This window comes from Cupriavidus yeoncheonensis, from assembly GCF_905397275.1.
Classification (GTDB): Bacteria; Pseudomonadota; Gammaproteobacteria; order Burkholderiales; family Burkholderiaceae; genus Cupriavidus; species Cupriavidus yeoncheonensis.
In genome coordinates this window covers 165,828-188,767 of sequence record NZ_CAJPUY010000011.1, presented here as the reverse complement: position 1 = coordinate 188,767, position 22,940 = coordinate 165,828, and the positions used below count along the sequence as shown (strand labels likewise).

Genomic DNA, 22,940 nt, shown 5'->3' with positions numbered 1-22,940 from the left:
GGCTACACGGCTACTGGCGCGCGGCCATGGCGCCCGCCGCGGCCTTCGCGCCGGCCTGCTCGGCAATCGCGCGCGCGGTCAGCCCGCGGTCGTCTTGCAGGGCCGCATCGGCCCCGCGCGACAGCAGCAGCTGCACGACCTCGCCCTTGTCGTAGCCGGCCGCCCACATCAGCGCCGTCAGCCCATGCTGGTAGCGCGCGTTGACATCCACGCCGGCATCGAGCAACTGCCTGACCACGCCCGCCTGCCCCTGTCCGGCGGCGTAGACCATGGCGGTCTTGCTGATGCGGTCCGTCGCGTTGAGGTCGGCATGGCGCTCCAGCAGCATCGCGGTAATGTCCTGGTAGCCGCCATACGCTGCCGCCATCAGCGGCGTGACACCCTGGAGGTTCGGCTGGCTGACATTGGCACCGTGATCGACCAGCGTGCGCGCCATGCCGGCCAGCCCGCGCTTGGCCGCAGTGATCAGCGCGGTATCGCCGATCCGGTTGCGCGAATCGACCGCGGCGCCTTGTTGCAGCGCGCCGCGCACGCCGGCCTCGTCACCAGCGCGGGCCGACGCCAGCAGCCGGGCATTCAGGCTGACGTCATCCTCGGCACGCACTGGCACCTGCAGCCACAGTGCCCCCAGCAGGCACAGCCCCAACATGGAAACTCTCTGCACTGCGCGGTTCATCTGCGACTCCTTTCGGCTCTCACGGAGCGGCTGCCGCTAAGTTTGGTGTGCGCAAAGCACAAATTCAAGCGCAGCGTGGAATGCTGCAATGCAGGGATCATTGCGCGGTTTTTGCGCTGCAGCGCATAAGCCCGCGCCTACTGGTTGTCTTGTGCACATTCTTGCCTATACTGCCCTCACCTCGGACCACTTCGTTGCGCGGCCGGGCCAGTTCGTGCGCCGCGCTGATGTCCGACCGAGCGCCAGCGCATGCACTGCCGGCGCACGAGACAGGCGCGCCGGGGCTACAAGAATCGAAAAAAGGAGCGTCCCATGCTCTCTGTCCGTCGTCTCTCCCGGCATGCCCTTCCCCTGCTGCTCCTGACCCTGGTTGCCTCCGCCGCGCACGGCGCCGACGAGGTCCAGGGCAGTGCGACCACCTCGGGGGCGCCAATGTCCGGCGCGCTGCGTCCCGTCACCCAGGCACAACTCGACGGCGCGCTGACCAACAGCAACGACTGGCTGCATTCGAACGGCTCGTATGGCCAGACGCGCTACTACGCCGGCAGCCAGATCAACACCAAGAACGTCGCCAGGCTGCGGCCCGCGTTCATCTTCCAGACCGCCGTGATGGAGTCGATGGAAACCGCGCCCATCGTGGTCAACGGCGTGATGTTCCTCACGACTTCGTACAACCACGTCTACGCCGTCGACGCGGTGACCGGCAAGGAATTCTGGCACTACAAGCACAAGATGGGGCCGGTCACGACCTTCTGCTGCGGCCCGAATAACCGCGGCGTGGCGATCAGCGGCGAGCGTCTCTACATGGGCACGCTCGATTCCAAGCTGGTGGCGCTGGACGCGAAGACCGGCAAGCTGCTTTGGGAAACGCAGATCGCCGATCCTGAACTGGGCTATTCGGAAACCATGGCACCGGTCGTCATCGACGACAAGGTGCTGATCGGCACGAACGGCGGCGAGTATGGCATCCGCGGCTTCGTCAAGGCGTTCGGCGCCAACGACGGCAAGCTCCTGTGGACCTTCTACACGATTCCCGAGAAAGGTCATGAAGGCGTCTGGGCCACCAAGGACGCGACCGGCCGCGACATGAAGCGCGACATTGCCGCCGAGAAGAAGATGCTGGCCGACAAGGGCAGCGACTTCTACAAGAAATTGGGCGGCGGCGTGTGGATGGCACCCGCAGTGGACCGCGCCAACAAGCTCGTGATCTTCGTCGTGGGCAACCCGTCGCCTGACCTGTACGGCGCCATCCGCCCGGGCGACAACCTGTACACCGACTCGATCGTCGCCATCGATCTCAACACCGGCGCCTACAAGTGGCACTCGCAATATATCGCCCATGACGTCTGGGACCTGGACGCGGTCAGCCCGCCGATCCTGGTCGATGTGCGCGACGAGAAGGGCGCCATGATTCCCGGCGTGATCCATGGCGGCAAGACTGGCCACGTCTATGTGCATGACCGCCGCGACGGACGCCTGATCCGCTTCTCGGATGCCATGGTGCCGCAGGAAAACATGTGGACGCTGCCGACGGCGGCCGGCGCGCGCATGCTGCCCGGTGCCAACGGCGGCGTAGAATGGTCGCCCATGGCGTTCAACCCGAAGCTGCGCCTGGCCTATGCGGCCAACCTGCACCAGCCGATGACGTACCAGGTGGAAGACGCGCCGTACCCGGGCGGCAAGCTCTGGCTCGGCGGCGCCTTCAAGACGATCCCGAGCGAGCAGCAGTGGGGCAAGCTGTCGGCGGTCAATATCGATACGGGCAAGGTGAAGTGGGACTTCAAGACCGACCAGCCGCTGATCGGTGGCGTGCTGGCAACCGCGGGCGGCCTGGTGTTCAACGGCGAGGGCAATGGCCTGTTCCGCGCCTTTGACGCGGCGACCGGCAAGAAGCTGTGGGAGTTCCAGTGCGGCGCGGGTGTCAATGCGCCAGCGGTGTCCTACATGGTTGGTGGCAAGCAGTACATCGCCGTGGCCGCGGGCGGCAATACGCAGCTCGACTTCAAGCGTGGCAACAGCATCTTCGTCTTTGCCGTGCAGTAAAGCCCGACGCGGGCAACGCGTCATGGCAGACCTGATTCCACAGCGCCGCAGCCTCCCGTCAAGGCGACTGCTGGCGCTGGGACTGCTGCTGTGCGCCGGCGGCATGGGCGGCATGGCCCGCGCGGACCCCACTGCCGGACAAGCCAAGGCCCAGGTATGCGTGGCCTGCCACGGCCCGCAAGGCAACTCGACCAACCCGGCCCACCCGCAGTTGGCCGGCCAGAACTCCCGCTACCTCTACCTGCAGTTGCGCGACTTCAAGGAAGGCCGCCGCAGCAACTCCGACATGTCGCCAATGGCCGCGCCACTCTCGCGCGAGGACATGCTCGACCTGGCCGACTATTTCGCCGCGCAGAAACCGCTGCCTTCCACTTACAAGGTCGACGCCGCGCGCGTCGAAGCGGGGCGCAAGAAGGCCGCGGAGGTGCTATGCACCATGTGCCACCTTGGCGGGTTCTCGGGCCAGAACGAGATCCCGCGCGTGGCGGGACAGCACTACGCCTATATCGTGAAGCAGCTCGAAGACTTCCGCGCCAGGCGGCGCACCAATGACGCGGGCAACATGACCAGCGTCTCGCGCAACCTGAGCGATGACGATATCCGCAACCTTGCCAGTTACATCACGAACCTGAATTAGCGTTGCGGTGCGAGCTTGTCCTCGCGGATCGGGCCAAACTCCACCGGCACCCACTCATAGCCGACCGTGTCCCGGCGCACGTGGCCAATGCCCGGGAACGGCAGGTGCGCGCCGCCGACCCACAACCTGCCCTTTGCCGCATCGGCCAGGATCCGGCCGCGCGTGATCGCCGCGGCATGGCTGTCGACATCGAACTCGATCGACACCGATGGCCGGCGGAACTGCACCGCATGGTTGTGGACGATGTCGCCCCACAGCAGCAGGCTTTCCTTGCCCGAGGTGAACAGGTAGCCGGTATGCCCCGGCGTGTGGCCGTGGGCAGCGACCGTGCGCACGCCCGGCACCGGCTCCGTCCCCGTGACCGCGTCAAAGGTACGGAAGCGCTTGGCGGCCTGGTATGGCGCCACGGCATCGCGCGCCATGCCGAACAATGCCTGGCTGTCCTTGCCGGCCGCGGCGGCATTGGCATCGCTCAGCCAGTAGTTGGCGTCGGCATTGTCGACGTATACCGTGGCATTGGGAAACACCGCCTGCCCGCCGGAAACGAGACCGCAGGCATGGTCCCCGTGCAGGTGCGTAAGGAGCACGGTGTCGACCTGCGCCGGCTCGTAGCCGGCCGCGCGCAGGTTGGTGGCGATCTGGCCCAGCGTCGGCCCGAAGCAGCCCGCAGCGCCGGCATCGACCAGCACGAGATGGCTGCCGGTATTCACCACATACGCATTGACTGCGGTCTGCATGCCGGGCGTCGAGCTCACGAAACTGCGTGCCAGCAGGCGCTGCACTTCGCGCGCACTGGTGTACTTGAAGAGCTTCGGGTCCAGGTCGATGTAGCCGTCGTAGAGTGCCGTCACCTCGAACTGTCCCACCATCATGCGGTAGTAGCCCGGCGCCTGCGTCCTGACCTGCGCGGGCGGCGCGGCATGCGCGGCGGGCATGGCCGGCGGCAAAGCCGAGCCAGCGAGGGCCACGCCGGCAACGAGGGAACCGGCAAATCGACGGGTCCTCAAGGCATTCGGCAGCTTCATGTCACGTTCCTGTTTTGATTCGCGTTCCGGACGCAGGCGGCTGGCATGGCCGGGCCGTCGCGGAGATTTTGCCGATGCAGCCAGCCGAATGCGTATCTTAAGGCGCGACAAGGGCTAGCGGTTAGCCCCCATGCAAAAGCGTACCTACTTCTGCGTAAGTCAAACGGGGCCGATGGCCCCGTTGCAGGTGAAATTCGCGCTCCCCTTATTCAGGCTGTATATTCGCGGCCTTGATGATGCGGCCCCATTTGGCCGATTCCTGCTGCTGGAAGCGGGCGAGTTCCGCCGGCGTGCTCGTGAACACTTCCGTGCCGGTGCCCTGGTAGAAGCTCGCGGCGGTGTCGCTGCGCGCGGCCTTCACCAGCATGGCATTGAGCTTGTTGACCACCGCGGGCGGCGTGCCGGCCGGCGCGTACGCCGCGAACCAGTAGCTCATCTCATAGCCCTTGACGCCCGCCTCGTCGATGGTCGGGACATCCGGCGCCAGCGGCGAGCGGGTCTTGCCCGATACGCCGAGCGCGCGCAGCTTGCCGCTCTTGACCTGCGGCAGGCCGGTGGCGGTATCGGTGATCATCATCTGGATCTGGTTGCCGAGCAGGTCGGTCACGGCCAGCGGGTTGCTCTTGTAAGGCACATGCAGCAGTTCGACATGCGCCATCTGCTGGAACAGTTCGCCGGCGATGCGCGACGACGAACTGCCGCTGCCGAAGCTGAGCTTGCCTGGCTGCTTCTTCGCCAGCGCGATGAACTCGCCCACGGTCCTGACCGGCAGTTGCGGGTTCACGACCATGATCTGGCCACCGCGGCCCAGCGCCGTGACGGGCGTGTAGTCCTTGACCGGGTCATAGGGCAGCTTGCGGAACAGGTGCTCGTTGGCGGCGTGCGTGGTGTTGGTCGTGATGAGGACCGTATACCCGTCGGCACTGGCCTTGGCGACATCGCTGGCGGCAATGAAGCCGTTGGCGCCGGGCTTGTTGTCCACCACCACGGTGACCTTGCTGTCCACCGTCACGGCCTGCCCGATCGCGCGCGCCAGCTGGTCGGTGGCGCTGCCGGCCGCAAACGGCACGACGAAGCGGATCGGCTTGTCCGGATACTCGGCGAGCGCCTGTGCCGCGGGCAGCGCGGACAGGGCGAATACGGCGGCGGAAAGGATCCTGTGGATACCTGGCATGGATGTCTCCTGTTAAGGGGTCTTTATTGGATAGGGAAGCCGGCAAGCGTCTGCTCAGGTGCCCGGCGCGGCCAGCCGCGGCGGCAACGGGATCTGCAACTGCAGCACGCGGAACGACAGCGCCTTGCCGTGCGCGTCGAGATTCAGGGCGTCATTGACGCCGCCGTCGAGCACGCCGTCGATGACGAAGTTCATGGCCTGCAGCGACGGCACGAGATAGCGCGTGACAGCGGTCGGCTGGCGGTCGCGGAACAGCGTACGCACGGCGTCCTCGGTCACGTGTTCGACCAGGTGGCCGAAATCGCGGGCGTCGTAGGCAATCACGCTGATGTTGGAACGGTTGCCCTTGTCGCCGGTGCGGCCGTGGGCGAACTGGTAGAGCATTGCAGTGGCGGTCATGTCGGGGCTCCGCTCAGTCGATGAAGGTATGGCCGGGCGCCACCGCGTCGCGCGGGACCAGGCAGGACATGGCATTGAGCCGCGCGCGCTGCGCCGTGCGCACGCCGCCGCCGCCCGCCGGGCCGCACGTATACAGCGCATTGACCTCGCGCAGCAGGGCCTGCGCGACCGCGACGTCCTCATGCGCCAGCGCGGCGCGCAGGCGCACGTCCTCGGCGGCCGCTTCGTGCGGGCCCGCTTGCGCAAGCATCCGGCCCGCATCGTCGGCGAGTACGCTGAGCACGCCGATCAGGTCGAAGCGGATGGGCACGTCATGCCCGAGCAGCGCCATGCGCCGGCGCACGATATCGGCGGCCAGCCGCGCGCGCGCGGCGGCATTCGGGCCGGCGTAGGAAATCTCGCCTTCCGCCATCCAGCCGCCGTGAAAGAACAGGTTGGCCTTGAGCTGTTCCGGCCGCGCATGGCCGCGCACATGGCGCACCGCGACGCGATCGGGGCCGAGTTGCGCGACCGTGACCGCGCTGATATCCGCCACCACGTCCGGCGTCAGGTACGCCGCCGGGTCGTGGACCTCGTACAGCAACTGCTCCTTGACCGTGCGCAGGTCCACGCAGCCGCCGGTACCCGCGGCCTTGAAGATCTCGATGCCGCCGGCTTGGTCAAGCTGCGCGATCGGGAAGCCCACGGCATGCACGTCCGGCACGTCTTTCCTGCCGGGATCGGCAAAGTAGCCGCCGGTGACCTGCGCGCCGCACTCGAGCAGGTGCCCTGCCATGGTTGCCGCCGCGAGCCGGTCCCAGTCCTGCCAGGACCAGCCGAAGTGCGCCATGGCCGGTCCCACCGCCAGCGCGGGATCCGCCACGCGGCCGCAGACCACCACCTGCGCGCCGGCCTGCAGCGCATCGGCAATGCCGCGTGCGCCGATATACGCATTGGCGCAGACGAAGCGCGCCTCGGGGAAATCCGGCCCGACGATGGCGCGCAGCAGCGCGCGGCCTGCATCGTGCGACAGGTCATCCCCCTCCACCACCGCCACGCGGGGCGCCGGCAGCCCAAGCTCCCGCGCAAGCTGGCGCACACGCGCCGCCGCGCCGCGCGGATTGGCCGCGCCGAAGTTGCCGATGATGGGAATGCCATTGGCCAGGCAGAGGGCGAGCACGGGCGTCAGCAAGGCATCGAGCAAGGGCTCGTAGCCGGCCGCCGGGTCGTTGCGCCGGGCCAGCTGCGCCAGCGCCAGCGTGCGCTCGGCCAGCGTCTCGAAGATCAGCGCGGCGGGTCCGCCTGCCGCGATCAGGGTGCGCACGACGGGCAGGGCGGCATCGGTGCGGTCGCCGGAGAAGCCGGCGCCGGAGCCGATCAGCAGGGGAGCGGTCATGGTGTCTGGGGCGGTTGATTCGGTTCCAGGTCATTCTAGGGCCGGTTCAATCAACCAAAAAATGGATTATTTGGATTAATCTAGCGACTTACCAGATGAATCTGGCGGGACCGCCATGAACCTCTCCGTCAAGCACCTGCGCGCCTTCGTGGCGCTTGCCACCCATCGCAACTTCACGCGCGCCGCGCGTGCGTGCCACCTGTCGCAGTCGGCGTTCAGCGCGCTGGTCCAGACCCTCGAGGAGCAGGCCGGCAGCCGCCTGTTCGAACGCACCACGCGGCATGTCGAGCTGAGCGCCGACGGCCTGCGCTTCGAGGAAACCGCGCGGCGCCTGCTGGCCGATTTCGAAGCCGCGTTCGAGGACCTGCGCGCCCACGCCGAGCGCCGCAAGGGCCGCGTCAGCATCGCGGCGCTGCCGTCGATTGCCGGCGGCGACCTGCCGCCGTTGCTGGCGGCTTTCCGGCAGCGCTACCCGGGCATTGCACTGGAGCTGTTCGACCAGCTGGCCGACGGCTGCATCGATATGGTCCGGCGCGGGCGTGCCGACTTTGCGCTGGCCCCGGCGCCTGCCCAGGACGACGACCTGAGCGTCGAGCCGCTGGTGCACGACACTTTCCACCTGGTCTGCCCGGCGACGCACGCGCTGGCGCGCAAGCGCCGCATCACGCCGCAGATGCTGGCGGGCCAGCCATTCATCCACCTGTCGCGGACCAGCAGCGTGCGCCAGCACCTGGATGCCGCGCTGCATCCGCTGAAGCTCAGCGCCGTGATGGAAGTGGAACACCTGGCCACGGTCGCCGCGCTCGTGCAGGCCGGGCTTGGCGTCAGCGTGGTGCCGTCGCTGGCGCTGTTCCAGTTCCTGCGCGAGGGGCTGGCTATCCGGCCGCTGCAGATGCCGTCGCTGGTCAGGGATATCTGCCTGGTGCGGCTGCGCGAGCGTGGCGACTCGGCCGCGGCGGCGGCAATGATCGATTGCCTGCGTGAACACTACCGCCGCCGGGCCTGAGCGCACGCAGAATTGGGTACGCTTTGCGGGTTTTTGCCCCGCTGCTGCGCCCATGCAGCGGGGCATGCGAGGCAGGGCAAAGCACCACGCAGAAATGGGTACGCCCTGCCTTCGATGACTCAGCGGATCAGCTTGCCCGTCGACGAGACGATCGACATCTCGACAAAGGACGACCCCGTGTGGCGGGCCGGGCTGTAGCTGATGAGAATGCCGCCGAGGTCGTAGTCGCGCAGGTTCTCCAGCGCCGCGACCAGGCGCTCGCGGGTCAGGTCGGGGCCCGCGCGGCGCAGCCCTTCCACCAGCACCTTCGCGGACATGAAGCCCTCCATGCCGGCGTTGGTCGGGTCCACGTTCTGCTGCCGCGCCAGGCTGCGGTACTCGCTGGCCAGTGACATCTGGCTCGAGTTCATGCCCGGTACGACCTGCGTGATGATGAGCCCGCGGGCATCCGGGCCAAGTTCCTTGATGAACGAGTCGGCCGCGTTGTTCGACAGCGTGACGAACTGCGCCTGGCTGCCGGCCTTGCGCATATCACGGATCACGCGCGCCGCCTCCGAACCCGAGCCGATCACCAGCACCGCCTGCGGATCGGCCTTGTTCACCGTCGCCACCTGCTGCGTGATGTCGCCCATCGGACGGGCAAAGCTGGCGGACGCTGCCGGCTGCACGCCACGCGCCTGCAGCGCGATGTTGAAGCCCTCGAATACATCCTTGCCGAACCCGTCGCTGGCGTAGACGATGGCGATGCGCGTCATGCCCGAGGTCGCCAGGTGGTTGATCGCACGCGCGACTTCATCCTGGTACTTGGCGCGCACGTTGAAGACGTAGCGATTGACCGGGCGATGCAGCGTGATCGCGCCGGTCAGCGGCGCCACCAGCGGCACCTTCTCCGTCGCGATGATCGGCAGGATGCTTTCGTTCTGCGGCGTGCCGCGCACCATGAAGAGCGCGAAGACCTTCTCGTCCTGCAACAGCTTGCGCACATTGTCCGGTGTGCGCTTCGCGTCGAAGCCATCGTCCAGCGTCACCAGCTCGATGCGACGTCCCGCGACACCGCCGTTCGCGTTGACCGCGCGCAGGTATACCTGCGCGCCTTCGATCTGTTCCTTGACGGAACCCGCCACCGGCCCGGTCACGCCTGCCGATTGTCCGATGCGGATCGCCGCCTTGCTGACACCCGGCTCCGCCAATGCCGCAGGCGCGGCGAAACCCAGCGTGGCGGCCAGCATGCCGCACGCAAACCATATTGCCTTCATCGTCTTGACCCCTCCGCCTTGGTGGCGTGCTGTTGTTGTAGCGTGGCTGTCGCCGACGGCTCCGCCATGCGAATCACACTGACGGCGCGAATGCCACGCTTCGCAAATTACCCGAAGCAGGGTGTCGGGGCAAACGGCGGATAGGGAGGGTGTTGCTGCGGCATCACACCGGCGCCGGCTGCCGGCGCGGGTGCGATGCGGGGACGCGCGTGCAGACGCGCATCATGGCGCGCCACGCGGGCGCGCGGGGAGAGGAGTGCCGCCCTGCGTTCAGGACAGAAAGGCGTGCCTCAGGGGAATGCCGGCACGGCCGGATCCAGGCCGGCGAACGCGGCTTCCGGATGGGCCTGCTGCAGCAGCATTTCGACTTCCTCGACACGGCCGCGCGGTACATCGACCATCAGCAGGATCTTGCCCGCTTCGATGTCCTTCTCGAACGCGCGCAGGCGGCTGTTGGGCGCCGAGCTGCCGATCATGCTCGCGGACCAGGCACCGAACACCGCGCCGAGCACGGCCAGCACGCCGACCAGCCCCCACTGTGGAGTGTCGCTGACGATCGGGAACATGGCTACGACCGCACCGGCCAACAGGCCCACGCCGCCCCCCACCATCAGCCCCATTTCTGCGGCGTGGATGATGTCGGAAGTCTGGAACAGATTGGCTTCATGCAGGCCCGTCATGTCGGCGCCGTCGCGCGCCACGAAGTGGATGTGGCTGTTCTCCACGCGGGCCAGCAGGAGGTCGTCCATCGTACGTCGGGCACTGGCCAGATCGGGCAACAACCAGAAGATGCGTTTGCGCATGTCTCTCTCCTTTTTCAGGCCGCCCCGGCTGTGCGTGTGCTGCAAGTACCGTCTGCGGGACGGGGTTATTTCTTTGTACGCCGTTCATGCAGCGAGTGCAAGGCGGCGTATCCGGTGGCCTGGCGATGTGACGCGCGCGTCGGTCACGCGCGCCACAAACGCCGGAACAGCGCTTCAGAATGTGATCGGCAGACGCACATTGACCTGCAGGTCAGGCGTATCGCGCGTGAGGCCCGCGCCCACCGAGAGGTTCAGCGTGTAGCGGTTGTTGAAGCGATAGGAGTAGCCCACCAGCAGCGTGCCCTGCGTCACGCGCACCGACCCTGGCACCGTCTGCCCGTTCTGCTTGGTCGGCCAGATGATGGCCTGGTCGTAGCCGATCGAGAACGAGGCATGCTCGTTGAGCGCCAGGCCCATGCCGAAGCTGAACTCGAAGATGTCCCCCGGGGCGATCTTGCCCAGGAACTCCTTGTCGCCATTGAGCACGGTGCGGCTGACATTGTCGCGCGCGAAGTTGTGCAGGTAGCTGAAGGTGCCGAAGAACACGGCCGGGTCGGTCGGCAACAGCCAGGTGATGCCTGGCTGAATCGCCTGGAAGCCCGTACCGGTAGGCAGGCCGAGGGGCAGGCCAGTGCCGGTCGCGTTGCCAACGCAGCGCGTCACGCAATCGGTGACGACCTCGAACGGGTCCTTGCCGGTGTTGGACTTGTAGCGCAGCCAGCCGATGAAGTACGGCATCTTTTCAGTGCCGTAGTTGAGCTGGTAGCGCAGCGTCGCTTCCACGTCGCCAAGGCCGCTGCCACTGGAATTGAATACGTTGTCGACCGCCGTGCCGGTGAAAATCTCACGACTGACCGTGGACCCGGAACTGTGGACGTATGGCACCTTCGCTTCAATTTCCAGTCGCTTGGTGATGCCGTAGCGCAACGCGACGGAAGCAAGGTATGTGGTGGTCTTGACCTCGCGCACGTCGACAAGGCCGATCAGGATTGCGGGAATTACCGTGTAGCCGACCAGGGCAACACGGTTGTTGGAGGAGTAGCCGTACTGGAAACCTGGCTCCACTACCAGCTTCCCTTCGCCGGTCAGCACGCCGGGCTGGTCGGTGATCGGCGCGATTTCTGGCGGCCGCGTATCACGCTCGGGCGGACGACCCACGGGCTCGTCCACACCGGCCACCTGCGAGTCCGCCGACTCACCCTGCTGAGGTTGGCCCTGCTGAGGTTGGCCCTGCTGGGGTTGCTGCCCCTGCTGGGCCTGCACGGGAGCCTGCTGCGGCTGGCCCACAACCTGCTGCGGCGCATTGACGGGATTGGGGGTACTCTGCGCGGCGCTGGCAGCTGCCGCGGCGGTCGCGGCATTGGTCGCATTGTCCCCGCCCGTGATGCCCGGCCCCGCACCACCACGCTTTCGCGCCAGGACATCGTCGCCGATCACGCTGCGCAGTTCCTTGATCACAGCGTCCTGCTCGGCCAGCGCCCGCTTCATGGCTTCCAGCTGGCCCTGTTGCTCGGTCAACTGGTGTTGCAGGGCTTCGATGCCTGGAGCAGACGATGGCCCCACATCCGGCGAGGTCTGGGCCTGTGCCAGCCCTCCGACCAATAGCAACGTCGAGCATCCAGCGTTCCGGATGCTCTGCATCGACCGCTTGTTCATGACGTCTATCCTCCCCCGGGACGGCGGACTGATTAGGCAGGAGTCCGCTACCTGCACTGCGCTATGCCTTCGCTACGACTACCTCATGCTCGCGGCCCGCATCAGCGCGCTGTTCAGCGCCGTATTGGCCAGCTGTGACCGGAATGCCTGCAGTGTATTCACGCCTGCGTCGATTGTCATCACACTCCGGATGCTCTGGTTGTTCAACGAGTTCTGGACTATGGTTCCCGCCGAGCCCGCCAGCGCTCCCACGTTCGCAGTATTGCCCGGACCATTCTGGATAATGGTCAGGGCCCCGTTGGTGATGACCTGGCCCGTGGCCGTGGCGATCGTCGTCATCGGCGAGCCGGCAGCTCCGGCTGCGCCGGTCGCTACGGAGCTTGCCCCTGCGGCCGAGGCACTGCTGGAGCCTGCTGCCCCCGCACTGCCCGTTGCACTGGCTGAGCTGCCGGCGCCTGCCCCGGCGCCTGCCCCGGCACCCGCCCCGGCGCCTGCCACCGAACTGTTGACAGCCGCCTGGGTCGCACTGACGATCGACGGCCCAAGGGTCGAGGCCAGGCGTGAAGCCTGCTCCGTCGTGATTCTGCCCACATCCGGAATATTAAGGCTGGTCGCCACTGTCAGGGCACCGTTGATGTACACGGCGCGTTCGATGCCGAACGAAACCTGCAGTCCGCCTGCATCAAACCCGCCCCGCATTTCGTCGAGCCGTTCCTGAGCGACGGGCTTCCAGCCCGTCATGTCGCCGCGCGCGGCTGCAACAGGGGGGGCCGGCTGCGCATCGTCGCCGCTGGCGAGCGCCGCCTGCGCCGGAACCGCGCCTGCATCGAGCGGGTCCGGCAGGGTTTGTTCGTTGGCATGCACGGTACCGGCATAGGCCATGCCGGCCCCGAGCAGCAACATGACGGTTGCCTGCCCCGCCGGGCCGCATCGGCCGCCGGGCAGGCAAGGAAATGAAGCGGATGTCTCGAGCATGATGTGTTCCTCAGAAATCGCTGGCGCCATGCTTTGGCATGACGGTGAAGAACAGGCTGTCCCGGTTGACTCCCATCCAGTAAGGGCCCATTGGCGCGACGCGCCAGTCGGCTGCAAGATTGAACCGTGCCAGTTCGGTACGGTTATGGATCACGAAGAGCAACTGGCTCTCCCAGATGCTCTCGAAATGTTCGCGGGAAATGGAGCGCGTGCCGCGCGCAGGATCGCCGATCAGTACGCGGTTGCCCTTGACCCCTTTGACCACCACGAAGTGGTGGTAGCCGCCTTCGGAGATCAGCACGATCGCGGGGATCTGCGTTTCCTCCAGCTTGGACAGGGGCAATTCATAACCATCGGCCAGATAGCCCCGCGACTCCAGGAAGCGCTTCATGTCCAGCAGGGAAAAGCCCTCTCGCCGGATCTTGTCCTGGTCGCCATTGACGAACATGTTGGCAAATGCCAGTTCCTCGCTCACGGATTCGCCGTACTGGAAGGTCAGCAGCGTCGCCACGGCGGCTGAGCCGCAACTGAAATCGTACTGCTGCCGGACCGTGGTCTTGAAGCGGGCTTCGCGCAGGCTGGTCACCGGCACGCTGTAGTATTCGCCGACCGGCCCGTATATCGCCACCCGGTCCGCGAGCGCGGGCGACGTGCTTCCCAGAGCCAGCGCGAACGACAGAACCCCCTGCACCACCCGTCGAAACATCGTCATCACTTGAACTGGACGTTGATGATGGTCGCGTTCTGGATCAGCACGCTGTTGCCGCTGTTCTGGATTGCAGTCGGTATGCCCGCTGCATTGGCAAACGCGCCGTCCGACACGATATTGTTGCCGGATATCGGGTTGACGGTGCTGTTATCCGCCACCGTGCCGTGCAGGCGCATGTCGTTGACGACCAGTTCGGCCCCACCGCGCACGCCATCGAGCTTGTCGCTCGCAACTGCCACTACCTTCGGGCCGAACGGGTTGCGCTGGGCCCCTGTGCTCAGGTCCGTCTTGGCGACGGCCTCTGTTCCAATGCCAATGACGCTGGCCCCGCTGGCTTGCGCTGCTGCGGAGGCAGGGTCCGCCATGGGATCCGCCATGGCTTGCGCGAAGGGCCAAGCCAGGAATGCCGTCCCCAGAATGGTGACTGCGGTGCGAATCGGTCGCATGGTGCGTCTCCTTGTTGCTCGCCGCGACCAGGCCCCATCCGACCCGGTCGCGGCGATCCTCACAGGCTGACATGCCAGGAGACAGGCATCATCCGGCGCGAACCACACCCCGGGGATGCCGCTCCTGGCCGCGTGAAGCTTCCATCGGCGCCATCCGGCCTGCCATGATTGCGACTGGCCGGACGGCGCCGCTCAGACTTCACTTGCCGACATTCAGGTTAGCCTGCATGTTGACGCTGTGTTGCACCAGCGAACCGGCACCATTGTTCTGCGTGGCGATCATGATGCCAGCAGCCGTCTGACCAACGCTGGTCATGACGTTGGACATGGTGAACGAGCCAGCACTGACGGCGATGTAGCCACCAGCACCGCCGGCTCCGCCGACCGCACCGTTGCCGGTACCGCCGGTACCACCAGCGCCGGTGCCACCCGCGCCGCCGGCACCACCCGTAGCACCCACCGCACCGTTGCCGGCCGTGGCGCTACCGTTGCTGGCAGAGCTCGATGCGCTGCCGTTCGTGGCAGCACCGCCGGCACCGCCGGCACCGCCAGCGCTAACCTGCGTCCCGCCTGCGCCGCCAGTGCTGCCGGATGCGCCACCCGACGCCGTCGATGTCGCCGCACCGCCAGCACCACCAGCACCACCGGTACCAGTGCCAGCACCGCCGGCTGCGCCTGCGCTCGAGGTTCCTGCGCCGCCCGCACCGCCGGTCGCGCTGCTCGCGCCGCCCGTGCCAGTGCCTGCACCAGCCGTGTTGGTACCGGTCGCTGCGCCACCTGCGCCGCCTGCGCCGCCTGCGCCACTGGAGTCGTTGCCCGCACCGTTGGCTCTACCGCTGTTGCCACCCGCGCCGCCAGCCGAACCAGCCAGACCGCCCAGGGCACCGCTCGCACCGAGGGCGTCACCGCCGCCGGAGCCAGCCCTGCCGCCGCGGCCGCCAGCGCCAAGCGAAGCGCTCAGAGCACCGCCGCCCTTGACGTATGCATCGCCACCGCCGCCGCCCTTGCTGCCGGCAGCGCTGAGCGCGTCGCCGCCATAGGACTTGGCGTCGCCACCGCCGCCCGCCCAACCAGACGCCTTGCCGCCATTGCCACCATCACCAGCGTGCGCGCCAAAGTTGGTGGCGCTGCCGTTGGTGGCGCTGCCATTGGTAGCGCTACCGCCCGAACCGCCGCTGCCGCCGTTGCCGCCGTTACCGCCGTTACCGCCATGTCCGCCTTCGCCGGTACCGCCATAGCCCTTGCCGCCGGCACCACCGGAACCGGCAGTCGTATTGCCAGCGTTGCTGGCATAGTTACCTACCGGAGCGAAGGAGTTATTGGAGACTGTCCCGTTCAGCTTGCTGATCGCCAGCGCCTTGCTGTGGTTGAATGAATTGGAGAAATTGGCTGTGGCCACGCTGCCGTTCGCGGCGGCCGCATTGCCATAGCCGCTCATGTCCTGATCAGCGCGATTGATGGTCTTGGTCGACGTCTTGGTGATGGTTTTGGTCGAGGTCCTGGTCGAGGTCCTTGTATCGGTGTCGGTGCTGGTGTTGCCACTGACATTGACCGAGTGTGAATTCTCATTCGCCTGGGCACCGCCGCCGCCCTGAGTCGACGTAGCCGTCGCAGTCTGCGTGTTGCTCGTGCCACTATCGCCTGCGTTGGTTGTCGGGTTCGCCATTGCTTGGCTGCCAAAGCCGAAGGCCAGGGCAATCGCCGACGCTAGTAAAGTCTTGTTCATATGAAGCTCCCAGGAGAATTTCACACAGCGGCTCAGCCCCCGTCCAACGCTCATCCCGAACGATGGCTGGAGGTTCGGTCCGGCACCGCGCCAAACCAGACTCCCCTTGCGCATAATCGGTGCCAGCTTCTGCACTCGAATTTGCAATCCCTTGCGCGACAAGGGCTTGCCAGACATTGCGGGGAACTTTCCGGGGCACTGGGCGATCTCACCCCGCCTTCGCCGCAGTGCATCGCAACCGACATGTCACACCGATGTGACACGGAGTCCCGCCTGCCTGCTGGGCGGTTTTTCGCCCCAGAGCAGAAACCTATTATTTTCAGTGGGTTAGCGGCCGTCCTCGGGAATGCCCGATGCGCCTGAGTGCGTATCGGCGCTGAAACAGGGTGCCCGGCGATGCACAGGCCGGCAGTCCTTTCTGTGGCCTGGCGCACCCCGGATATTGCCTTGGGGTCGCATGCCGCAAAGCCCGATGGCAGCGGCTCAGGCAAGACATTGCAGGGTCCCGCGCCCAGCCGGAATCGGGCCTGCCGAGCTCAGGTGCACCGTTGCAACAGATTTGCGGTCGCCGCGGTGCCGAAACCCGCTCATTGCACTGTCCATCTAGGACTTATGTCTGATCTACAGTACATTAGAGGCATTACAGACTTGTCATGTCCCCGCAAGCGAAACCATGAGCGAAGCCGTCGTTCCCCTGTATCACCAGATTTACGTGGTACTGCGCCAGCAGATCGTCGAAGGCCGCTTTGGCCAGGGACCGCTGCCGGGCGAAATTGACCTGGCCAAACAATTCCACGCATCGCGCGTGACCATGCGGCGGGTGTTCGACCGGCTGGTCCAGGAAGGGCTGGTGCGCCGGCACCGCGGGCTGGGGACCTTCGTCAACCCACATCCGGTCAAGCCGGCCACGACGACCGAAGAGCGCGGCGCCAGCCTGCTCGACAACATCATCGACATGGGCCAGAAGACGGCGGTGAAGGTGATCTCGATCGACGAGGTCCACGCCACGCCGGAAGTGGCCGAGGCGCTCGGGCTCTCGCCCGGCGATCCGGTGGTGAAGATCATCCGCGTGCGGCACTACCGCAACCGGCCCCTGTCGCATATCACGGTCTACCTGCCCGCCGAACTGGGCCGCACGATCACGCGCAAGGCGCTCGAGGAGCAGCCGGTGCTGCGCCTGCTGGAAAGCAGCGGCGTGCGGCTTGGCCGCGCCAGCCAGGTCCTGTCGGCGCGCCTCGCCGACGTGGTGGTCGCGCCGCTGCTCGACGTGCCGGTCGGTGGCGCCTTGCTGGCGGTGCGCCGCGTGGTCAAGGACGCCGACGGCCGCCCGGTCCAGTTCCTGCTGGGCCAGTACCGGCCGGATCGCTACGAGTACCGCATGGAGCTGTCCCCGGCCGGTGCCGACAGCACCAACGTCTGGGTGGAGAACGAAACCCGCCCCGGCCTGCGCGACTGACGCCGGGCCACCGCAGGCGCGTCAAGCGCCCTGCCACGCCATTGGGATGGCCCCACGCGGGCGCGATCCCGGGCGATACTGCGCACTCGTGATCACTTTTCGCAAGGAGCTGCCGTCATGCCGTCGTTCCGTCCGCGCACGTCCCCCCATGGACGTTCACTCGCCCCCCGACTTCGCGCCGCTGCAGGTGCCTGTGTGCTGGCGTTGTGCGCGATCCCGATGACGGCTGATGCGCAGATCGCCGGCGGCAAGGCCGTCCGCATCCTGGTGGGCGCACCGGCCGGCGGCACCACGGACACGCTGGCCCGCAGCATCGCCCAGGAAATGTCCCATCAACTGGGGCAGCCAGTCGTGGTCGAGAACCGCCCCGGCGCGGGCGGCAACATCGCCGCCGACCTGGTCGCCAAGAGCGCGCCCGACGGGTCCACGCTGCTGATGAGCTTCACCAGCCATACCATCAACGCGACGCTCTACAAGAAGCTGCCCTTCGATCCGGTGCAGGACTTCACGCCCATCACGCTGGTGGCCACGGTGCCCAGCGTGCTCGTGGCAAACCCGCGGCTGCCCGCCAACAACGTACCCGAACTGATCCAGCTGGCGCGCTCGCAGCCCGGCAAGCTGAACTTCGCCATCGGCTCGGTCGGTTCGTCGGTGCACCTGGCCGGCGACATGTTCAAGATGATGACCCATACCTACATCGTGAACATTCCGTACAAGGGCACCGCGCCGGCCATCACGGACCTGCTTGCCGGGCAGTGCGACCTGATGTTCGCGAGCACGCTCAATGTCCTGCCGCACGTGCGGGCGGGCAAGCTCAAGGTGCTGGGCGTGACCAGCGCCGCGCCGCTGCCGCAGTTTCCGGGCGCCGCGCCGATCGGCGCGACCGTCAAGGGCTTCGAGTCCAGCGCCTGGTTTGGACTGTTCGGACCGGCCGGGCTGCCGGCGGACGTGACGCAGGCCCTCTACCAGGCTGCCCACAAGGGCCTGGAGGCGCCGGCCGTGCGCAAGCGGCTGGAGGCGGACGGCGCGCAGCCGCTCGGCACCACGCCGGAATCGTTCGCCGCGTTCGTGAAGCAGGACGTGAAGCGCTGGGCCACCGTGGTGAAATATTCGGGAGCCACCCCGGAATGAACATGGCCGCTGTCTCCGCGCCCACCCGTCCGGCAACGCTCGCCCAGAAGCTGGTGGCACGCGCCAGCGGGCAGGAATATGCCGAACCGGGTTCGCTGGCGATATGCCGGGTCGACCTTGCGATGTCGCACGACTCCAGCGGTCCGCGCCGTGTCGCACCGCTGCTGGAGACGCTGGGCACGACCGTGTGGGACCCGTCGCGCTACGTGGTCGTGACCGACCACTTCGTGCCGGCCAGCGACCCGGCGGCCGAAGCGATCCTGCACTTCACGCGCGACTGGACGCGCCGCAGCGGCGCGCACCTGATCGACGGCGAGGGCATCTGCCATGTCGTGCTGCCCGAGCACGGCCATGTGCTCCCCGGCCGGTTGATCGTCGGCGGCGACAGCCACAGCCCGACCGGCGGCGCGTTCGGCGCCTACATGTTCGGCGTGGGCGCCACCGAGATGGCCGGCGTGCTGGCCACGGGCGAGATCTGGCTGCGCGTGCCGCAGACCATCCGGCTGCAATGGGACGGCGCGCTTGCGCCCGGCGTCTGTGCCAAGGACATGATGCTGTTCCTGTGCGCGCGGCTGGGCCTGGGCGGCGGCCGCTACGAAGCCATCGAGTACGCCGGCAGCGCCGTGGCGGCCCTTTCCATGCAGGAGCGCATGACGCTCGCCAATATGAGCGCCGAGCTTGGCGCGCAGACCGGCCTGGTGGCGCCCGATGCCATCACGCTGGACTGGCTTGCGGCGGCAGGCGTGCCGGCGCCGACTCTGGCCGGCATCGACCTTGCCCACTGGCGCACCGATGCCGGCGCGCCGCTGCTGGCCACCCACGTTTTCGATGCCGGCGCCCTGCCGCCCCAGGTGGCCGCGCCCCATTCGCCGGCCAACAGTGCGCCGGTGGAGCAGGCTGCCGGCGAAGCCGTGCAGATCGCCTACCTTGGCGCCTGCACCGGCGCCAAGCTGGACGACCTGCGCATGGCCGCGCAGGTGCTGCGGGGCCGGCGCGTGGCACCCGGCGTCAGCCTGCAGGTGGCGCCTGCCTCCGTGCGCGACCAGCAGCAGGCGCAGCGCGAAGGCACCCTGGCCATCCTTGCCGAGGCCGGCGCCGAACTGCTTCCCAATGCCTGCGGCGCCTGCGCCGGCTATGGCGCCGCGCGCTTCCCCTCCGGCAGCCGGGCCATTGCCTCGACCGCGCGTAATTTCTCCGGGCGCATGGGCGATGCCGGCAGCGCCGTGTGGCTGGCCTCGCCGCTGACGGTCGCCGCCAGCGCCGTGACCGGGCGCATCACCGATCCCCGTACCCTGCTCTGAACCAGGTTTTGCGCATGACCGAGCCCTCCCTTCCCGCGTCCGCCGGCCGCATCTGGCGCTTTGGCGACAACATCGATACCGACGCCATGGCCCCGGCGGTATGGATGAAGGCCACGCCGGAAGTCCTTGCCTCGCATTGCCTCGAAGGCCTGCGTCCGGAATTCCCAGGCCATGTGCGCCAGGGCGATGTGGTGGTAGCGGGTGCCAACTTCGGCATCGGCTCTTCGCGCGAGCAGGCGCCGCAGGCGCTGCGCCATCTGGGCGTACGGGCCGTGGTGGCGCCGTCGTTTGGCGGGCTGTTCTACCGCAACGCCATCAACCTCGGCCTGCCGGTGCTGGTCTGCCCGGACACGAGCCGCCTGGCGGATGGCGCGACGGCCACCGTGGATCTGGAAAATGCCGTGCTGCAGCTGGACGATGGCACCACCGTCGCCTGCGAGCCGGTGCCCGCGTTCCTGCGCGAGATCCTGGGCGCGGGCGGGCTGATCCCGCATCTGAAAGCCAGGCTGGCACGCGGCTGACGCGCCTGTCCGGCGCTCAGGCCGGCCACGACGCCGCGTCGCGCAGCAACGCCAGGGCTTCGTTGTCGCTGGTCTGGGTGAAGTCCAGGTAGAAGGCGCCCACCGCGCCAAAGTTCGCCGGCGTGTTTAGGCAGATGACCTGGTCGGCGGCGGCTTCCAGGCTGGCCAGGCCATCGACGGAGCCCACGGGCACGGCGGCGATCACCTCCGCGGCGCCGGCCATGCGTACGCCTTCGAGCGCCGCGCGCATCGTCGCGCCGGTCGCCACGCCATCGTCGACGACGATCACCGTGCGCCCCGCCAGGCGCGGCAACGGCGCGCCGTTACGGTAGCGTTGCTGGCGCCGCACGATCTCGTCGAGCTGGCGCCCGCGTTCGGCATCGAAGGATCCGCTTTCGACGGCACGCTGTACCCACGGATCGTCATTGACCACGGTATGCGAGTCCCGTCCGGCATCGCCTTCCACCACCGCGCCCAGCGCCAGTTCGGGGTAGCCCGGCGCGCCGATCTTGCGCACCAGCAGCACGTCCAGGCGGGCACCGATGGCGCGCGCCACCTCGAACGCCACCGGCACGCCGCCGCGCGGCAGCGCCAGCACCAGGGCGGGAGTGCCATCGCGCGGCTGGCCGACACCGAGTTCGGCCAGGCGGCGCCCCAGGTAGAGGCCGGCCTCACGTCGGTCGGCAAAGCACGGCGGCATTGGCATGGCGCGCTCCTGCAGGATGGTCGGCGTGACGGGCACACGGGGCAGGATGGAAACCCCTCAGCCACTATAGTTCGCGCTCCGCCGGCATGGGCCGGCTTCGCATTGGATCCGATACGGCAACAGTGTGTTGCACTGCGGCAGGCTGATCGCCGCGGCCAGGCCCGCTAGCATGTTTGTCAGGCGGCAACCCCGCCAGGATCGTCGAGGCGGCCAGTACGGCCGCGCCACCAGTGAGCCTGACATGACTTCGCAACACCCTGCCAGCAACGAACAAGACATTGCCCGCCTGGACAACGAGCCGGACATCCCGTTCGGTTCGCTGGATGCGGCCGCCATGGTCGAACTGCCTTACACCTTCCGCCAGACCGGCACCTGCACACAGTACTTCCGCGAGTTCTTCAGCTGAGTGGCGCCGGGTTCACACCCATGGCCTGGTCGCACAGCGCGACCAGGCGCTCCATCATGTCGCGCGCGGCGGCGGATGGCTCCGGCTGCGCGTGCAGCGTGAGTTCGATGGCCGGTACGGTGCCGAGCCATGGCTGGTCGTCAAGCAGGCGATGCGGCGCCGACGCCAGCCGGCGCGGCAGCAGGCTGATGCCCAGGCCGTCGGCCACGGCCGCGCTGATACTGGCCAGGCTGGCGCTCACGAAGCCAATGCGCCAGCGGCGCCCGCTGGCGTCGAGCGCATGCGTCATCTCGCCCCGGTAAAGGCCGCCGCTCGGGAACGCCACCAGCGGCACCGGGTCGCGCGCCACGGCCGGGCGCGTGCGGCTGTCGATCCACGCCAGCGGCTCGGGCCAGCACGCCACCCCGGCGGCATGGCCGACGCGCTGCTTGACCAGTGCCAGGTCCAGTTCACCGTCCTGGAAGCGTTGCCAGAGATCGTGGCTGAGCCCGCTGGTCACCTCCAGCCGGATACCCGGCCAGGTATCCGCAAACCCGGCCAGGACCGCGGTCAGCGGCTGCGCCGCGAAATCCTCCGGCACACCCAGCCGGATCTCGCCCTGGCCTGAGGTCTGGCGCACCTGCTCCACGGCTTCCGCCATCAACTGCTGCAAGCGCCGCGCATAGCCCAGCAGGCGCTCGCCTTCGGGCGTGGTGGTGACGTAGCGGCCACCCCGGTCCAGCAATTCGCAGCCGAGTTGCTCCTCCAGCCTGCGCACCTGCTGGCTGACGGTCGACTGGGTCAGGTGCACGCGCTGGGCCGCGCGCGTGAAGCTGCCGCTCTCGGCAACGGCGACAAAGCTCTGCAACAGCGCGGGATCGAGGCGGGCGTCATGCACGGTGATGAGGTATTTGATTTTCCACTAATGGAGATTTCATCATTTAATTTCCCAATCGCCAAGACAGGGCGTAGATTGACGGCTCTCCCTTATCTCCCTTATCCGCGCCACATCCGCGCGGGCCGCTTTGACAGTGCCCTCGCACGGTGAGCCGGCGCTTACTTTACCTACGCTATGGCAACCCACGAACAACTCATGCACGAGGCGGTCGACCTGGCCCTGATCAACCGGGGCCGCGGCGGCCGCCCCTTCGGCGCGCTGCTGGCGATCGACGGCGAAGTCGTGGCGACGGGCGTCAACGACATCGTCCACAGCCACGACCCGACCACCCATGCCGAGATGGAAGCCGTGCGCGCCGCCGCCCGCAAGCTCGGCCGGCCAGACCTGAGCGGCAGCGTGGTCTACGCCAGCGGACATCCGTGCCCGATGTGCCTGGCAGCGATGACCATGGCCGGCGTGCAGGCGGTCTACTACGCCTTTGACAATGACGACGCCGCCCCCTACGGCCTGTCCAGCGAAGCCGCCTACCAGGCCCTGCGCCTGTCGCTGGTGCCGCCGCCGCTGCCGCTGCAACGGGTGCCGGTGGATATCTCCGCCGCGCAGCTTTACGGCTCGCGCGCGCCGCGCGATTGAAGG

Annotated in this window: 23 protein-coding genes; 9 read left to right on the top strand and 14 right to left on the bottom strand. The window is 67.5% G+C overall.

Translation table 11 applies throughout. The annotated features are described in order from the left end of the window. Positions 1-10: 10 nt before the first annotated feature. On the bottom strand, positions 11-676 hold the full coding sequence (locus KHO22_RS16910) for an ankyrin repeat domain-containing protein (protein ID WP_211948305.1): 666 nt from the start codon (positions 674-676) through the stop codon (positions 11-13). 312 nt (positions 677-988) lie between these two features. Here KHO22_RS16910 and KHO22_RS16905 point away from each other — a divergent pair, with 312 nt between their 5' ends. After that, positions 989-2,719, top strand: a complete 1,731-nt coding sequence (locus KHO22_RS16905; RefSeq protein WP_211948304.1) for a pyrroloquinoline quinone-dependent dehydrogenase — start codon at positions 989-991, stop codon at positions 2,717-2,719. Positions 2,720-2,822: 103 nt separating this feature from the next. Next, positions 2,823-3,356: a c-type cytochrome gene (locus KHO22_RS16900; protein ID WP_230426910.1), complete on the top strand. Its 534-nt coding sequence runs from the start codon at positions 2,823-2,825 to the stop codon at positions 3,354-3,356. Here KHO22_RS16900 and KHO22_RS16895 read toward each other — a convergent pair. The 4 genes from KHO22_RS16895 to KHO22_RS16880 form a co-directional block, all read right to left on the bottom strand. After that, the gene (locus tag KHO22_RS16895; protein WP_211948302.1) at positions 3,353-4,381 is read right to left on the bottom strand and encodes an MBL fold metallo-hydrolase; all 1,029 of its coding nucleotides are present in this window, start codon (positions 4,379-4,381) and stop codon (positions 3,353-3,355) included. The two genes, KHO22_RS16900 and KHO22_RS16895, sit on opposite strands and share 4 nt — an antisense overlap. A gap of 205 nt (positions 4,382-4,586) precedes the next feature. After that, positions 4,587-5,555 carry a Bug family tripartite tricarboxylate transporter substrate binding protein gene (locus KHO22_RS16890; RefSeq protein ID WP_211948301.1) on the bottom strand — a complete coding sequence of 323 codons (969 nt, stop codon included), beginning with the start codon at positions 5,553-5,555 and terminating at the stop codon, positions 4,587-4,589. A gap of 54 nt (positions 5,556-5,609) precedes the next feature. Further along, the gene (locus tag KHO22_RS16885) at positions 5,610-5,954 is read right to left on the bottom strand and encodes an AtuA-related protein (protein ID WP_211948300.1); all 345 of its coding nucleotides are present in this window, start codon (positions 5,952-5,954) and stop codon (positions 5,610-5,612) included. Between the two features lie 13 nt (positions 5,955-5,967). Continuing rightward, on the bottom strand, positions 5,968-7,329 hold the full coding sequence (locus KHO22_RS16880) for an acyclic terpene utilization AtuA family protein (RefSeq protein ID WP_211948299.1): 1,362 nt from the start codon (positions 7,327-7,329) through the stop codon (positions 5,968-5,970). Positions 7,330-7,444: 115 nt separating this feature from the next. On the opposite strand from KHO22_RS16880, the gene KHO22_RS16875 reads away from it, so the two are divergent. Further along, positions 7,445-8,335, top strand: coding sequence for a LysR family transcriptional regulator (locus KHO22_RS16875; protein WP_211948298.1), 891 nt, complete (start codon positions 7,445-7,447; stop codon positions 8,333-8,335). A 119-nt stretch (positions 8,336-8,454) separates the two neighbouring features. Here the strand turns inward: KHO22_RS16875 and KHO22_RS16870 are convergent, their stop codons facing one another. The 7 genes from KHO22_RS16870 to KHO22_RS16840 form a co-directional block, all read right to left on the bottom strand. After that, positions 8,455-9,591, bottom strand: coding sequence for an ABC transporter substrate-binding protein (locus KHO22_RS16870; protein WP_211948297.1), 1,137 nt, complete (start codon positions 9,589-9,591; stop codon positions 8,455-8,457). A gap of 290 nt (positions 9,592-9,881) precedes the next feature. Continuing rightward, entirely contained in the window at positions 9,882-10,394 is a 513-nt protein-coding gene (locus KHO22_RS16865; RefSeq protein WP_211948296.1) for a DUF1269 domain-containing protein, read from the bottom strand. Between the two features lie 174 nt (positions 10,395-10,568). After that, positions 10,569-12,050 carry an acetate kinase gene (locus KHO22_RS16860; protein ID WP_211948295.1) on the bottom strand — a complete coding sequence of 494 codons (1,482 nt, stop codon included), beginning with the start codon at positions 12,048-12,050 and terminating at the stop codon, positions 10,569-10,571. A gap of 78 nt (positions 12,051-12,128) precedes the next feature. Beyond that, positions 12,129-13,025: a flagellin gene (locus KHO22_RS16855; protein ID WP_211948294.1), complete on the bottom strand. Its 897-nt coding sequence runs from the start codon at positions 13,023-13,025 to the stop codon at positions 12,129-12,131. 10 nt (positions 13,026-13,035) lie between these two features. Continuing rightward, positions 13,036-13,731, bottom strand: coding sequence for a C39 family peptidase (locus KHO22_RS16850; protein ID WP_420839612.1), 696 nt, complete (start codon positions 13,729-13,731; stop codon positions 13,036-13,038). Between the two features lie 5 nt (positions 13,732-13,736). After that, positions 13,737-14,180 carry a hypothetical protein gene (locus KHO22_RS16845; protein WP_211948292.1) on the bottom strand — a complete coding sequence of 148 codons (444 nt, stop codon included), beginning with the start codon at positions 14,178-14,180 and terminating at the stop codon, positions 13,737-13,739. Positions 14,181-14,379: 199 nt separating this feature from the next. Beyond that, positions 14,380-15,906, bottom strand: coding sequence for a hypothetical protein (locus tag KHO22_RS16840; protein WP_211948353.1), 1,527 nt, complete (start codon positions 15,904-15,906; stop codon positions 14,380-14,382). A gap of 673 nt (positions 15,907-16,579) precedes the next feature. Between KHO22_RS16840 and KHO22_RS16835 the strand changes: the two genes are divergently transcribed. The 4 genes from KHO22_RS16835 (at position 16,580) to KHO22_RS16820 (ending at position 20,315) form a co-directional block, all read left to right on the top strand. Continuing rightward, positions 16,580-17,362 (top strand): GntR family transcriptional regulator, encoded by a 783-nt coding sequence (locus KHO22_RS16835; protein WP_211948291.1) that lies wholly within the window; start codon positions 16,580-16,582, stop codon positions 17,360-17,362. Between the two features lie 117 nt (positions 17,363-17,479). Beyond that, the gene (locus KHO22_RS16830) at positions 17,480-18,493 is read left to right on the top strand and encodes a tripartite tricarboxylate transporter substrate binding protein (protein ID WP_211948290.1); all 1,014 of its coding nucleotides are present in this window, start codon (positions 17,480-17,482) and stop codon (positions 18,491-18,493) included. After that, the gene (locus KHO22_RS16825; RefSeq protein ID WP_420839610.1) at positions 18,490-19,794 is read left to right on the top strand and encodes a 3-isopropylmalate dehydratase large subunit; all 1,305 of its coding nucleotides are present in this window, start codon (positions 18,490-18,492) and stop codon (positions 19,792-19,794) included. Before KHO22_RS16830 ends, KHO22_RS16825 begins: the two co-directional genes overlap by 4 nt. Positions 19,795-19,808: 14 nt before the next feature. Next, the gene (locus tag KHO22_RS16820; RefSeq protein WP_211948288.1) at positions 19,809-20,315 is read left to right on the top strand and encodes a LeuD/DmdB family oxidoreductase small subunit; all 507 of its coding nucleotides are present in this window, start codon (positions 19,809-19,811) and stop codon (positions 20,313-20,315) included. A gap of 16 nt (positions 20,316-20,331) precedes the next feature. On the opposite strand, the gene KHO22_RS16815 is transcribed toward KHO22_RS16820, so the two are convergent. Continuing rightward, complete coding sequence (locus KHO22_RS16815; RefSeq protein ID WP_211948287.1) at positions 20,332-21,021, bottom strand: phosphoribosyltransferase; 690 nt, start codon at positions 21,019-21,021, stop codon at positions 20,332-20,334. Between the two features lie 241 nt (positions 21,022-21,262). Here KHO22_RS16815 and KHO22_RS16810 point away from each other — a divergent pair, with 241 nt between their 5' ends. Next, complete coding sequence (locus KHO22_RS16810) at positions 21,263-21,427, top strand: hypothetical protein (RefSeq protein ID WP_211948286.1); 165 nt, start codon at positions 21,263-21,265, stop codon at positions 21,425-21,427. On the opposite strand, the gene KHO22_RS16805 is transcribed toward KHO22_RS16810, so the two are convergent. Continuing rightward, positions 21,420-22,304, bottom strand: a complete 885-nt coding sequence (locus KHO22_RS16805; RefSeq protein WP_211948285.1) for a LysR family transcriptional regulator — start codon at positions 22,302-22,304, stop codon at positions 21,420-21,422. The two genes, KHO22_RS16810 and KHO22_RS16805, sit on opposite strands and share 8 nt — an antisense overlap. 174 nt (positions 22,305-22,478) lie before the next feature. Here KHO22_RS16805 and KHO22_RS16800 point away from each other — a divergent pair, with 174 nt between their 5' ends. After that, on the top strand, positions 22,479-22,937 hold the full coding sequence (locus KHO22_RS16800; RefSeq protein ID WP_211948284.1) for a nucleoside deaminase: 459 nt from the start codon (positions 22,479-22,481) through the stop codon (positions 22,935-22,937). The last annotated feature ends 3 nt before the right edge of the window (positions 22,938-22,940 follow it).

Coding starts and splice junctions, on each gene's coding strand:
- KHO22_RS16865 (WP_211948296.1), bottom strand. CDS start 10,394: ATGCGCAAACGCATCTTCTGGTTGTTGCCCGATCTGGCCAGTGCCCGA.
- KHO22_RS16900 (WP_230426910.1), top strand. CDS start 2,823: ATGGGCGGCATGGCCCGCGCGGACCCCACTGCCGGACAAGCCAAGGCC.
- KHO22_RS16835 (WP_211948291.1), top strand. CDS start 16,580: ATGAGCGAAGCCGTCGTTCCCCTGTATCACCAGATTTACGTGGTACTG.
- KHO22_RS16840 (WP_211948353.1), bottom strand. CDS start 15,906: ATGAACAAGACTTTACTAGCGTCGGCGATTGCCCTGGCCTTCGGCTTT.
- KHO22_RS16855 (WP_211948294.1), bottom strand. CDS start 13,025: ATGCTCGAGACATCCGCTTCATTTCCTTGCCTGCCCGGCGGCCGATGC.
- KHO22_RS16810 (WP_211948286.1), top strand. CDS start 21,263: ATGACTTCGCAACACCCTGCCAGCAACGAACAAGACATTGCCCGCCTG.
- KHO22_RS16850 (WP_420839612.1), bottom strand. CDS start 13,731: ATGTTTCGACGGGTGGTGCAGGGGGTTCTGTCGTTCGCGCTGGCTCTG.
- KHO22_RS16905 (WP_211948304.1), top strand. CDS start 989: ATGCTCTCTGTCCGTCGTCTCTCCCGGCATGCCCTTCCCCTGCTGCTC.
- KHO22_RS16820 (WP_211948288.1), top strand. CDS start 19,809: ATGACCGAGCCCTCCCTTCCCGCGTCCGCCGGCCGCATCTGGCGCTTT.
- KHO22_RS16845 (WP_211948292.1), bottom strand. CDS start 14,180: ATGCGACCGATTCGCACCGCAGTCACCATTCTGGGGACGGCATTCCTG.
- KHO22_RS16895 (WP_211948302.1), bottom strand. CDS start 4,381: ATGAAGCTGCCGAATGCCTTGAGGACCCGTCGATTTGCCGGTTCCCTC.
- KHO22_RS16825 (WP_420839610.1), top strand. CDS start 18,490: ATGAACATGGCCGCTGTCTCCGCGCCCACCCGTCCGGCAACGCTCGCC.
- KHO22_RS16860 (WP_211948295.1), bottom strand. CDS start 12,050: ATGAACAAGCGGTCGATGCAGAGCATCCGGAACGCTGGATGCTCGACG.
- KHO22_RS16910 (WP_211948305.1), bottom strand. CDS start 676: ATGAACCGCGCAGTGCAGAGAGTTTCCATGTTGGGGCTGTGCCTGCTG.
- KHO22_RS16815 (WP_211948287.1), bottom strand. CDS start 21,021: ATGCCAATGCCGCCGTGCTTTGCCGACCGACGTGAGGCCGGCCTCTAC.
- KHO22_RS16870 (WP_211948297.1), bottom strand. CDS start 9,591: ATGAAGGCAATATGGTTTGCGTGCGGCATGCTGGCCGCCACGCTGGGT.
- KHO22_RS16890 (WP_211948301.1), bottom strand. CDS start 5,555: ATGCCAGGTATCCACAGGATCCTTTCCGCCGCCGTATTCGCCCTGTCC.
- KHO22_RS16880 (WP_211948299.1), bottom strand. CDS start 7,329: ATGACCGCTCCCCTGCTGATCGGCTCCGGCGCCGGCTTCTCCGGCGAC.
- KHO22_RS16800 (WP_211948284.1), top strand. CDS start 22,479: ATGGCAACCCACGAACAACTCATGCACGAGGCGGTCGACCTGGCCCTG.
- KHO22_RS16885 (WP_211948300.1), bottom strand. CDS start 5,954: ATGACCGCCACTGCAATGCTCTACCAGTTCGCCCACGGCCGCACCGGC.
- KHO22_RS16830 (WP_211948290.1), top strand. CDS start 17,480: ATGCCGTCGTTCCGTCCGCGCACGTCCCCCCATGGACGTTCACTCGCC.
- KHO22_RS16875 (WP_211948298.1), top strand. CDS start 7,445: ATGAACCTCTCCGTCAAGCACCTGCGCGCCTTCGTGGCGCTTGCCACC.